This is a genomic window from Frankia nepalensis (genome assembly GCF_016786325.1).
GTDB lineage: Bacteria > Actinomycetota > Actinomycetes > Frankiales > Frankiaceae > Pseudofrankia > Pseudofrankia nepalensis.
Genome location: NZ_JADWYU010000392.1, coordinates 1 through 12,472, shown reverse-complemented (window position 1 = coordinate 12,472; position 12,472 = coordinate 1). Strand labels below are relative to the sequence as shown.

Below are 12,472 nucleotides of genomic sequence, written 5' to 3'. Positions count from 1 at the left end.
TCAACCACCAGATCCCACAGATCCTCAGGAGAACCAACCCCACCCGGAAAACGACACGCCATACCCACGATGGCGATGGGGTCCTCCGCGTCGCCCTGGACCGGGCGGCGCGCGGCCGGGGCGGGCCGCCGGTTGCCGCCCAGATGGCGGATCAGTGCTTCGGGGGTGGGGTGGTCGAACACCAGGGTGGGGGGCAGGGAGACGTCGAGGGCTTGGCCCAGCAGCTCGCGCAGTTCGACGGCGGCCAGCGAGTCGAAGCCGAGGTCCTTGAAGGTGCGCGCCCGGTCGACGCGCTCGGGTGAGCCGTGGCCGAGAACGGTGGCCACCTGGGCGAGGACGAGCGCGGCCAGCGAACGCTCGCGGTCGGCCTCGGGCAGCGCGGCGAGGCGGTCTCGCGCCGTGCCGTCGGCGGCCGGCTCGTCAGCGGTCGGCTTGTCGGCGACCGGCTCGACGGCGCGCGCGGTCGACGCCGGTTCGGCGGGTTCCATCGTCTCCGCGAGCCGCCCGGCGGCGCGCGGGGCCGGAACCGGCTGCGTGCCCGTCGCCGCGGCCAGCCAGTAGCTCTCCCGCTGGAAGGCGTATGTGGGCAGTGGAACGCGGCGCCCGCCCGTGCCCTCCAGGATCCGGTCCCAGGCGACGGCCACACCGCGTACATGCAGGCCGGCCACGGCCGCGGCGAGGGTGTCCCGTTCAGAGCGGCCGGCCCGGGTGGCGGGGAGGAAGACCGCGCCTTCGGTGACGCAGTCCCGGCCCATGGTCGCGAGCACGGCGTCCGGGCCGACTTCGAGGTGGACGGTGACGCCCAGGGCTTCGAGAGCACGCATGCCGTCCAGGAACCGAACGCTTCGGCGGGCGTGGCGCACCCAGTGGTCGGCGTCGAGCGGTTCCGAGGGCGTGACCGCGCGGCCGGTGAGGTTGGAGACGACGGGAAGGGCGGGGGGACGGTAGGTCAGGCCCTCGGCGACCCGGCGGAACTCGTCCAGCATGCCGTCCATGTGCGGCGAGTGGAACGCATGGCTGACCCGCAGCCGGCGGGTCTTGCGCCCGCGCGACCGCCAGGCGTCGGCGACTGTGTCGACGGCGTCGCGGTCCCCGGCGATCACGGTGGCGGCGGGGCCGTTGAGCGCGGCGATCTCCACGCGACCGGCGAAGTCGGCGAGCTGCGCGACGAGTTCCGCCTCCGACGCCTGGATGGACACCATCGCCCCGCCTTCCGGCAGGGCCTGCATCAGGCGGCCGCGCGCGGCGACGAGGGTGGCGGCGTCGGCCAGGGAGAACACGCCGGCGGCATATGCGGCGCTCAGCTCGCCGATGGAGTGGCCGAGCAGGGCGGCGGGAGTGATCCCCCAGTGCCGCAGGAGCCCGAAGAGGGCGGTCTCATAGGCGAACAGCGCCGCCTGGGTGTACACCGTCTGATCGAGCAGGGCGGCGTCCGGCGCGTCCGTGGGGCCGAGGACCAGGTCGCGGACTGACCGGTCGAGGTGCGCGTCCAGTTCGCGGCACGCGGCGTCGAAGGCGTTGGCGAACACGGGGTGGGCGGCGTGCAGGGCCGCGCCCATGCCGGGCCGCTGGCTGCCCTGGCCGGTGAAGAGGAACGCGAGGCGGTGCTCGGCCGGCCCGGCGGCGGCGCGGACGACGCGGGGCGAGGGGCGGCCGGCGGCGAGGTCACCGAGGGCCGCGGCGAGACCGTCGCGGTCGTCGGCGAGCAGCGCGGCCCGGTGTGTGAGGTGGCTGCGTGTCAGGGCGGTGGTGTGCGCGAGGTCGGGCAGGGTGAGGCCGGCATGGGCCGCGAGGTGTTCGCGCAGCCGCCGGGCCTGGGCGCGCAGCGCGGCGTCCACGTGTCCGGACAGCAGAACGGTCACCGGGCCGCCGCCGCTGCCACCGGTGCCGGCTCCGGTGTCGTCGCCGGCGTCGGTGTCGGTGCCGGCGGCTGGCGCGGGCAGCCCGGTGGCGTCGGACAGCACCAGGTGGCAGTTGGTGCCGGCCATTCCGAAGGAGCTGACGCCCGCGAACACCGGGCCGTCGGCGTCGTCCGCGGTCAGGTCGACGCGGGCGACGGCGACCTCGAGGCCCAGGGCGTCGAGCGGGATCGCCGGGTTCGGGCGCTGATAGTTGAGACTGGGCGGCAGAATGCGCTCGCGCAGGCTGAGCGCGGCCTTGAGGAAGCCGGCGACTCCCGCGGCACCTTCGAGGTGTCCGATGTTGGTCTTGACCGAGCCGACCAGGAGGGGCGACCCGACGGGCCGGGCCCGGCCGACGACCGCGCCGAGCGCGGCAGCCTCGACGGGATCGCCGACGGGTGTTCCGGTGCCGTGCAGCTCCACGAAGCGCGCGCGGGCCGGGTCCACTCCCGCGTCGTCATACGCCCGTCGCAGGACGTCGCGCTGCGCGCTCTGGCTGGGCGCGGTGAGCGTGTCGCCGCCGCCGTCGTTGTTGACCGCTCCGCCGTGGACGAGGCAGTACACGGTGTCGCCGTCCGCGAGGGCCTGGCTCAGGGCCTTGAGCACGACGACGCCGCCGCCCTCCCCCCGTACGTAGCCGTCAGCGCGGGCGTCGAACGTGTAGGCCCGGCCGGTCGGTGAGAGCGCGCCGAAGCGCTCGGCCACGGTGAAGCCTTCGGGCAGCAGGTTGAGGCTGACTCCGCCCGCCAGGGCCAGGTCGGTCTCGCCACGGCGCAGGCTCTCGCAGGCCAGCTGGATGGCGACGAGTGAGGAGGACTGGGCGGTGTCGACGACGACGCTTGGGCCCTGGAGACCGAGTGCGTACGAGACGCGGTTGGCGATGACGCCACGGCTCAGACCGGTGATCGTGCGGCCGTTGACGGCTCCGGGCCCGCGCGCGTGGGCGAGTTTGGCGTAGTCGTCCCAGATCGCGCCGAGGTAGACGCCGGTCCGGGTGCCCCGGCGGGTGGCGGGGACGATGCCGGCGTCCTCCAGGGCCTCCCAGGCGAGCTCGAGGGCGAGCCGCTGCTGGGGGTCCATGTCCACGGCCTCGCGTGGGGAGATGCCGAAGAACTCAGGATCGAAGCGGTCGACCCCGTCGATGAAGCCGGCGCGCGGCGGCCGCGCGCCCGCGGGCCGCGGGCCGAACCCGGGCCGGCCCGGCGGCACGTCCGTGACCGCCTCGGCGCCGGCGCGCAGCAGCTCCCAGAACGCGGCCGGGTCCGCGGCGCCGGGCAGCCGGCAGGCCAGACCGACGACCGCGACGGGCTCCGCCGGGACCGGCCGCCGCGCGGCGCTGTCGGAACGCAGTTCGTCGGTCATGGGGGCGTACCCTCACCTTTCCTTCCGGGCTTTTCTCAAGGCCGCGCGGCGCCCGGTCCTCCGGGAGGTTTCGTTTTCCGCTCCGGCGCCGGCCGCCGCGTCCGCGCGTCGGCCGTCACGCCCGTGGCTGGCTCATCGGGTATTCGATAATGATGAGGACCCGCGTTCGGGTGTTTACCGGCCACTTGAGACCGGCCGCGCCGGGACGGCGGAAGCGAAGGCGGTGACAGCACGGCGGGCGGGCCGTGGCGTGATTTCCCGATGAATTCGGACGAGCGAAACGCTACGTGCGATCCGGTCGGCGGCCAACCCTTAGTCTCGCTCGCCTGTCAGGGTTTCCGGTCCTTGCCGGCTAGGGGTGGCCTTGCGGTCGGCGGCGGCGCCCCGGTGGGGTGCGGCCGGCATGGCGGACGCCGTCCGGACGGATACCCCTATGCGCCGCCGGAGAGTAGGGGTTGACTCGTAGGGGTATTTCGAAGGCGCGCTCACGGTCCCGCCGCGCGCGAGGCGGCCGGCCGCTCGCCTGGGCGCCGAAAGCAACGTCACAGTCGCCTTACCGACACCGTGTATCGGGCGTCACGGCCGTCCTCCGCTGCGCGCGCCGTGGCTCGTATGACATGCTGTCGGGGACTTGTGACATGCCGTCACGACCGGACGAAGGCGTCCGGAAGCCACACTCGGTCACGCTTGGATACGCCGTGTCGTTCCCGCCGCTCCCGGGGCGTTGGAAATGGCCGGTGACCGCGGACGGACGCCGCTGGATTCGATTCCGTTCGCGCACGGATCGGGAGCCGCGAAGATCGCGACCGTAAGGCGCGCGCGATCTCCGGCCGGATCGCGGGCACCGCCCTCCCGGCGGAATACGTAATCCGCGCCACGCGGGCGGGGGAAACAGCGCCGAAGAAACAGAGGTTACTGGGGAGATCCAGCCGGCCGCTGGGCCGGGAGAGTGCGAACGGGGAGGCATTACATGCTACTCGTCGAACGTGCGGAAGAGCTACTCCTCCTGAAACGCAGCCTCGATGAGGCGGAAGGTGGCGCGGGGCAGGTCGTCTCCATCAGCGGCTCGGTTGGTTCGGGCAAGACCGAGCTCACCCGCCGGCTCGCCGACTGGGCCGCGGACCGGGGCGTACGGGTCGTGCAGACCTACGCCGCGCCGGCCGGGCGGGGCGCCAGCCCGGGCATCTTCGGTCAGCTCCTCGAGGCGTGCACATCCGCGGCCGAGCTACGGCGGGCAGTGACCGCGACCCCTGCCGCCGACCTCCTGCCACCCCAGCTGATGCTGCTCGTCTGCCATGATCTGCTGCGCTCGGCCGCCCAGACACCGCTGCTGCTGATCGTCGACGATGTCCACCAGAGCGACCCGGAGTCCCTGCGCGGCCTGCTCTACCTCGTCCGGCACTGCCGCACCGCGCCGGTCATGCTGGTGCTGATCACCGGTGAGTGCCTCCAGCAGAGCCTGCCGCTCTTCCAGGCGGAGCTGTCCCGCGAGCCGAACTACTGGCAGATCCAACTGCCGCTGCTGTCGGTGGCGGGCGTCGCCGGAGTGCTCGCCGAGCGGCTCGACGACGCCACCGCGCACCGGCTGGCCCCGGCCGCCCACGCGGCGAGCGGCGGCAACCCTCTGGTGGTCCGGGCGCTGCTGGCGGAGCACCTGCACGACCATCCGGCCGACGTCCGGCGGCCCCTGGCGCCGGGTGACGCCTCCGCGACGGCGGTGCTCGCCTGCCTGCACCGCATCGGACAGGCCGGCCTGGAGGTGGCCAGGGCCATCGCGCTGCTCGGCGAACACGCCGCCCCCGAGCTGATCTCCCGGCTGATCTCCCGGCCCCGCAACCTGGTCGAGCGGGCCAGCGCCAAACTGTCGGCGGCGGGCCTGCTCGGCCCCGACGGCCTGCTGTGCCACCCGGGGGCGCGTTCGGTCGTGCTGAGCGACCCGAATTTCGACGACGCGGCCGAGCTGCGATACGGCGCCGCCGAGTTGCTGCACGCCGAGGGCGAGGCGCCGCTGCGGGTCGCGGAGCACCTGATCGCCGCCGACCGGATCGGCCGCTCCTGCTATGTCCCGGTCCTGCGCCAGGCGGCCGAGGACGCGTTGGCCGACGGCCGGGCCGACGTGGCCCTGCAGTGCCTGGACCTGGCGCTGCGGGAGTGCCCCGACGGCGAGCAGCGCGCACTGATCACCGCCGCCCGGGTCCGGGTCGAGTGGCGGATGAACCCGGCCCGGGCCATGTCCCACTTCGCGGGGCTGCTCGACGCCTTCGAGCACGGGTGCCTTCCGGACCTGGAGGCCGTCATGCTGGGCCGCGCGCTGATGTGGCACGGGCGGGAGGAGGAGGCCGCGAGGATCCTGGACGCGATCCGCTCGCGCACGCACGCGCCGGAGGTCGGCGAGGCGCTGCTCAGCACCGACCAGTCGCTGCGCAGCACGCACCCCGGGTCCGCGGCGGTCCCGCGTGAAGGAGCGACGGCCCGCCCGTCCGACCGGGATCCCGCGGCAGGGCCGCTGCCCGACGCGGCGATGTGGCACCACCTGCGGGCCGGCGACCACGCGGCCGCCGCGCGGTTCGCCGAGGACGTGCTGCGCGACGAGAAGTCGCCGGACTACTGGCGCGGCCCGCACTGCAACGCGCTGCACGTCCTGATCTACGTGCACGAGCTCGACCGCGCCGAGTACTGGGCCACGCGGATCTACCGGGACGCCAAGTCGCATGGCTACCGGACCTGGCAGGCCCTGAGATCCGCGGTCCTGGCCGAGATCGCGCGCCGGCGCGGCGACCTGCCGGCGGCTGAGCGACTGGCCCGCGGCGCGCTTCAGCTCATGGGGCCACGCGCGTGGGGACCGCAGATCGACCTGCCGCTTTCGACCCTGATCTACGTGCTCACGGCGATGGGCCGGCACGGCGCGGTGACCGAGTGGCTGGCGTACCCGCGTCCCGCCGGCGCGCCGACGACCCGGTACGGCCTGCACTACCTGGACGCCCGCGCGCAGCACCAGCTGGCCATAGGCCGCCATCTGCAAGCCCTGCAGGAGTTCCTGGCCTGCGGACAGCTGATGGCCAGCTGGGACATGGACATCGTCGGCATCGCGCCCTGGAGGCTGGGCGTCGCGGAGGCGCTGCTGCAGCTCGGCCGCACCGAGCGGGCGGCCCGGACGCTGGACGAGCTGGGGGAGCAGCCCGGTGCCACGCACCCCCTGGTGCGCGGCGGACTGCTACGGCTGCGCGCGGCCATCGTGAAACCCCGTCAGGCGGTGGTGCTGCTGCGCGAGTGCGCGGACCTGCTCGAAAGCAGTGGGTCGCCGGCGGAGCTGCTGGCCGCGCTGATCGACCTGCACCGGGCGCACGTGGAGCTGGGCGACTCGCACCGGGCGCATTTCACCGCCCGGCAGATCTGGCGGGCGGCGACGCAGTGCGGCGCCGAGGCCCGCGTCCGGCGGATACTCGGCCCGGAGTTCGCCGCGCCGTGCCCTGACCACCCGACGCCTCCGGCGGCGCCGGACACCACGTACGCGGTGCTCAGCGACGCGGAGCTGCGGGTGGCGGCACTGGCCGCGCGCGGGCACACCAACCGGGAGATCGCCAGCCGCCTGTACATCACGGTCAGCACGGTCGAGCAACATCTCACGCGGGTGTACCGCAAACTGCAGGTGGGCGGCCGGATCGACCTGCAGACCCGGTTGAACCCGAAGGTGCTGGGCACCGCGTGACACGGCGATACTGAGCGCCTCCGCGGGCGGGCCCGCGCCGAGCGCATGGACGAAATGCCTTCCGGCCCGGTTGGCCCAAGGTCTTCGACAGACCTCGTGCTCTCCGGGCCGGAAGGCGTGCCGCCGCCGTCGGGGACCCGGATCAGGCCTTCGCGACCGACAGATTGAACTCGGGGGTCTGGAAGGCGTTGAACAGCCGGATGAACAGCAGCAGCGCGGCCTCGGTGGCGCGCGCACCGACCACGTCGCCGAGGTCTACGATCTGGGCCTCGGTCCAGCCGAAGGACTTCAGCAGCTCGGCGACCTCGGCCTTGGCCGCCGCGTCGTCGCCGTTGAGGAAGACCGTGTGGTGGCCCGGAATGCGGCCGGGGTCGACCATGACCTGGGCGGCCATGGTGTTCAGCGTCTTCACGATCCGGGCCCGCGGGAAGGCCTTCTGAAGTTGCTCGGCCACGCTGCCTCCGTCCGGGGTGGCGACCGCGACCACGCCGTTCCTGGACTCGATGCCGTTCGAGACGTCCACCACGACCTTGCCATCCAGGTTGTCGGTGCCGGCCGTGGTGAGCACGTCGAGGGAGGCGAGCCCCGGCGCGGTGTTCACCACGAGTTCGGCGGCCGCGGCGGCCTGCGCGAGCGTGGAGATCTCGGCGCCGTGCCGCGCGGCCCACTCCTTGGCGGGGGAGTTCTCCGGGTCGCGTGATCCCAGCGTGACCTCGTGCCCGAGGGAGCGCAATTTCGCGCCGACGACCTTTGCCACGTTGCCGGTGCCCAGTATGCCGATCTTCATCGTGTGTGGTCCGCCTCCGTGCGTGTGCGGGCACTGTTACCCGCCGAGTCCGGCCAGCACCGGAATCGACCGCGATATTCCCACGCCGGCCAAGGCGCCCCTAGCCGACCCCTAACCAGCCGAATGCGGGCCCCTGACGTGCGCGTCGAAGGGTTCACCGGCCTCGTGCCGGTCGAATAATCCGGTATCGGACCACTCGTCATCAGACAGCTCGTCATCAGACCGCTCGTCCGGGACAATCGTGGAGAACTGCCGTGGAAGATATCCTCGACGCCCTTCTCGACACTGCCACCACTGATTCCCTCGCCCGGCTGAAGATCCCGGAGGCCTACCGCGCGGTCACCGTCCGGCGGGATGAGGCCGACATGTTCGAGGGGGTGCCGGCCGCGGAGCGGGATCCGCGCAAGTCGCTGCACGTCGACGAGGTGCCCACGCCCACGCCGGGCCCGGGCGAGGCGCTGGTCGCCGTCATGGCCAGCTCGGTGAACTACAACTCGGTGTGGTCGGCGATCTTCGAGCCCGTGTCCACCTTCCCCTTCCTGAAGCGCTACGGCCGCCGCTCCGAGCAGGCCCGGCGGCACGACCTGCCTTACCACGCGATCGGCTCCGACCTGGCCGGCGTCGTGCTGCGCACCGGTCCCGGAGTGCACGCCTGGAAGCCGGGCGACGAGGTGGTCGCGCACTGCCTGTCCGTCGAGCTGGAAAGCCCCGACGGGCACTCCGACACGCTGCTCGACCCCGAGCAGCGCATCTGGGGCTACGAGACCAACTTCGGGGGCCTGGCCGAGCTGGCCCTGGTCAAGTCCAACCAGCTGATGCCCAAGCCGCGGCATCTGACCTGGGAGGAGGCGGCAAGCCTCGGGCTGGTCAACTCCACCGCCTACCGACAGCTGGTCTCCCGCAACGGCGCCGGGATGAAGCAGGGCGACACCGTCCTGATCTGGGGGGCCTCCGGCGGGATCGGCGCGTTCGCCACGCAGTACGCGCTGGCCGGCGGTGCCTTCCCGGTATGCGTGGTCTCCAGCCCGGACAAGGCGCGCATCTGCCGGGAGCTGGGCGCCGAGGCGGTGATCGACCGCCGGGCCGAGGGCTACGCCTTCTGGCGGCCGGACGGCGGGGGGCAGGATCCGGCCGAATGGCGGCGCTTCGGGGCCCGCATCCGGGAACTGACTGGGGGCGAGGACCCGGACATCGTCTTCGAGCACCCGGGCCGGGAGACCTTCGGCGCCTCGGTTTACGTCGCGCGTCGTGGCGGGACCGTCGTCACCTGCGCCTCCACTAGCGGCTACCTGCACGAATACGACAACCGGTACCTGTGGATGAACGTCAAGCGGATCATCGGCTCGCACTTCGCCAACTACCGCGAGGCATGGGAGGCCAACCGGCTCGTGCAGAAGGGCCGTATCCATCCGACGGTCCACCGCGCCTTCCCGCTGGAGGAGACCGGCCAGGCGGTGTACGAGGTGCACCGCAACACGCACCAGGGCAAGGTCGCCGTGCTCTGCCTCGCTCCCGACGAGGGGCTGGGAGTGCGCGACCCCGAGCTGCGCGCTCGGCACCTGCCGGCCATCACCCGGTTCCGCAGGCGCGTCGCCGACGCCGAGGCCGCGCCCCATGAGGCGGCGCGGCCGTGACCGAGATGTTGCCTGAACATTGCCCGCCATAGGCGTGGTCAGCCTCGGCGGTGTCGGTGCGGTGCCTCGCCGACACCCTCGGGGAACGGCTCATCGCTTGATCCAGCCGACAGACGCTGCTGGCTGACACCAGACGGAAGATCTGAGGAAAATCATGGTTGGGACGCTGCACCGATGACGGAACTGACCGCTCGCGCCTCCGTCACCGTCACCGAACAACGCCGAGCCTCGAACGACCCACGCGAAAGACTGGCCCGTCTGCTCGATCCGGGAACACTGAACGTCGTCTCCAATCCGGCCGGCAGCCGGGTCACCGTCGCGCGCGGCCGCATCAATGACATCGCTGTCATCGCCTACTGCACGGATGCCAGATCGCTGGGGGGCGCGATCGGTTCCCCGGGCGCGCGCCAGATAGCGGACGCCATCGACAGCGCGGTCGTCGACCATATTCCCGTCGTCGGGCTCTGGCACTCCGGCGGGGCGAGCCTCGGCGACGGTGTGGAAGCCCTGGACGGTATCGGACAGATGTTTGCCGCCATGATCGCGGCATCGGGCCGAGTGCCGCAGGTGTCCGTGGTGCTGGGTCCGGCGGCCGGTGGGGCCGCCTACGGGCCGGCGCTCACAGATGTGATCGTCATGGCACCCGAGGGCAGGGTGTTCGTAACCGGGCCCGACGTCGTTCGCCAGGTAACGGGGGAGCAGATCGACATGGCGGGGCTGGGCGGGTCGGATGCGCATGGCCGGCGGTCCGGCGTCGTGCATGTGAACGCCCAGTCGGAGACGGACGCGTATGCGCGGGCGCGGCGGATCACGACACTGCTGGCGAGGCCGGGCACCTTTGACACGGCCGAGGCGGACGGTGATGCCCGCGACCCCGGCTCCCTGCTGCCAGACCGTCCCCGTCGGGCATACGACATCCGTCCGGTCGTGCGCGCCATCCTCGACGATCCAGCTCAACGCCCCAACGCGACGGAGACAACCGGCGCGGCTGAGGACGATTACGAGGAGCTCCAGCCGCGGTGGGCACCCAATGTCGTCGTGGCACTCGGACGGCTGACCGGGCGGACCGTGGGCGTCATCGCCAACAATCCGCTGCGCAAGGGCGGTTGCCTCGACTCGCTGGCCGCCGAGAAGGCCGCCCGCTTCGTCCGGATGTGCGACTCGTTCGGCATCCCGCTCGTTGTCCTCGTGGATGTGCCCGGATACCTGCCGGGCGTGAGTCAGGAATGGGGCGGCGTCGTGCGGCGAGGCGCCAAACTTCTCTACGCGTTCTCCGAGGCGGTCGTGCCGCGGGTGACGGTGGTCCTGCGGAAGTCCTATGGGGGCGCTTACATCGCGATGAACTCCCGCTCGCTGGGAGCGACCAGCGTCCTGGCCTGGCCCCAGGCGGAGGTCGCGGTCATGGGCGCCGAGGCCGCTGTGGGAATCCTGCACCGACGGGCCCTCGCGGCGGCCGCGGCCGACGAGCGAGACGCGCTGCGTGCCGAGCTTGTCGACAGGCACACCCGCGAGGCGGGCGGGCTGCAGCGCGGTGTCTCGCTTGGAGTGATCAACAAGATCATCGACTCGGTCGACACGCGACGTGAGATCGTTCGTGTCCTGGCGGCGGCGCCTGGCCGCCAGGGTATCCACGGGAACATTCCGTTGTAACGGAGGCGCCGCATCGTCCAGAACGGCCCCGTCACCCTTGCCTGCCGCGACCTCGTGATGTTCCTGAGCCGCGTGCCCCGGGCTGGCGGTGGGCGCTCCGGCTGGCGGCTCGGAGGCCGCGGTCGTGATCATGGCTCGGCGGTACTCACTGAACCGGCGGTCTCGGCGGTCTAATATCCCCATCGCCCGGAACCGCGTTTGCGCGCCGTCGGATGCCGGCAGCACATCGAGACCCGCTGACCACGACGACCGCGCCGGGCTCATCCGCCATCCCAGCGGAACGCGCCGTCTTCCGCTTGGCCGGCCGCCCGGCGGTCAGCCCGAGCCGCCACGGAGGCACCCGTGTCCACAGACGCTCCCGAGGCCGCCACCGCGGATCCCGGCTCCTTATCCAACCGGGTCGCCCGGCTGCTCGGGGTCCGGATCCCGATCGTCCAGGCACCGATGACCTACATCGCCTGCGCGCAACTGGCCGCCGCCGTCTCGAACGCCGGTGGGCTGGGCATCATCGAGACCTCGTCGCCGCAGGGCCGGGCGGACCTGAAGCGGGTCCGTGACCTCACCGACCGGCCGGTGGGCGCCAACGTGGCGCTCGCGGTTCGCAGGGATCCCAGCGTCATCGAACTGTTGGTGGAGGCCGGGATCAGCACGGTGTTCACGTCGTCCGGCGACCCGGCCGTCATGACCGGGCTCCTGCACGACGCGGGCATGACGGTCGTTCATGTGGTCGGCAGCCTGCGCAACGCGCTCAAGGCGGCCGACGCCGGGGTGGACGGCCTCGTCGTGGAGGGCGTCGAGGGAGGCGGGTTCAAGAGCGCGCGGGCCGCGTCGACCCTCGTGCTGCTCCCGCTCGTCGCGTCCCGGGTGTCTCTCCCGATCATCGCGGCCGGTGGGATCTGCGACGGGCCGTCCATGGCCGCCGCGGTCGTGCTGGGAGCGGAAGGGGTGCAGATGGGCACCCGGATGCTGACGTCACGCGAGTCGCCGCTGCACGAGAACTTCAAGAACGCGGTGCTCGGGGCGGACGAGACCGGCACGGTCATGCTGTCCGTCCCGGGTCTGCCCACCATGCGGGTGCTGCGGACCGAGACCGCCGAGCGGGTGCTGGCCGCCGGCCGGCCGGAGGTCGGCCTGGACGGCATCCCGGCGCTCTATTTCGGCGGTGACATGACGGCCAGCCTGGCCAACACCGGGCAGGTAGCCGGCCGCATCGAACGCGTCGAGCGGGTGGCGGACATCGTCCACGAGACCTGGACCGGCTGCCGGCGCATCCTCGCCGAGGCCAGCTCCCGCGCCGACGGCTGGTAAGCCACGCCGGTCACGAGCGGTAGGTCACGAGCGGTAGGTCACGAACGGTGGGTCACGAGCGGGACCGCCGGCGCGCCGGGCGGACACGCTGCCGATGTTGACGATCGCGCCGCCGTCCTCC

Annotated in this window: 6 protein-coding genes; 4 read left to right on the top strand and 2 right to left on the bottom strand. The window is 72.5% G+C overall.

All coding sequences use genetic code 11. The annotated features are described in order from the left end of the window. Positions 1-3,263 (bottom strand): type I polyketide synthase (locus tag I6A81_RS42555; RefSeq protein ID WP_203004392.1); only part of this gene is annotated, 3,263 nt, incomplete at its 3' end. Positions 3,264-4,233: 970 nt separating this feature from the next. Between I6A81_RS42555 and I6A81_RS42550 the strand changes: the two genes are divergently transcribed. Continuing rightward, entirely contained in the window at positions 4,234-6,972 is a 2,739-nt protein-coding gene (locus tag I6A81_RS42550; protein WP_203004394.1) for an AAA family ATPase, read from the top strand. Between the two features lie 142 nt (positions 6,973-7,114). On the opposite strand, the gene I6A81_RS42545 is transcribed toward I6A81_RS42550, so the two are convergent. After that, a complete protein-coding gene (locus I6A81_RS42545) occupies positions 7,115-7,759 on the bottom strand; it encodes an NADPH-dependent F420 reductase (protein WP_203004396.1) in 645 nt (214 codons plus the stop codon). Between the two features lie 254 nt (positions 7,760-8,013). Here I6A81_RS42545 and ccrA point away from each other — a divergent pair, with 254 nt between their 5' ends. From ccrA to I6A81_RS42530, 3 genes are all read left to right on the top strand, one after another. Then, positions 8,014-9,393 carry a crotonyl-CoA carboxylase/reductase gene (gene ccrA / locus I6A81_RS42540; protein ID WP_203004398.1) on the top strand — a complete coding sequence of 460 codons (1,380 nt, stop codon included), beginning with the start codon at positions 8,014-8,016 and terminating at the stop codon, positions 9,391-9,393. Between the two features lie 174 nt (positions 9,394-9,567). Next, positions 9,568-11,043, top strand: a complete 1,476-nt coding sequence (locus I6A81_RS42535) for an acyl-CoA carboxylase subunit beta (protein ID WP_203004399.1) — start codon at positions 9,568-9,570, stop codon at positions 11,041-11,043. Positions 11,044-11,385: 342 nt separating this feature from the next. After that, the gene (locus I6A81_RS42530) at positions 11,386-12,351 is read left to right on the top strand and encodes an NAD(P)H-dependent flavin oxidoreductase (RefSeq protein ID WP_203004400.1); all 966 of its coding nucleotides are present in this window, start codon (positions 11,386-11,388) and stop codon (positions 12,349-12,351) included. Positions 12,352-12,472: the final 121 nt, after the last annotated feature.

Excerpts from the sequence above, each read along its gene's own strand:
- I6A81_RS42535 (WP_203004399.1), top strand. The coding sequence starts at position 9,568 with ATGACGGAACTGACCGCTCGCGCCTCCGTCACCGTCACCGAACAACGC.
- I6A81_RS42545 (WP_203004396.1), bottom strand. The coding sequence starts at position 7,759 with ATGAAGATCGGCATACTGGGCACCGGCAACGTGGCAAAGGTCGTCGGC.
- I6A81_RS42550 (WP_203004394.1), top strand. The coding sequence starts at position 4,234 with ATGCTACTCGTCGAACGTGCGGAAGAGCTACTCCTCCTGAAACGCAGC.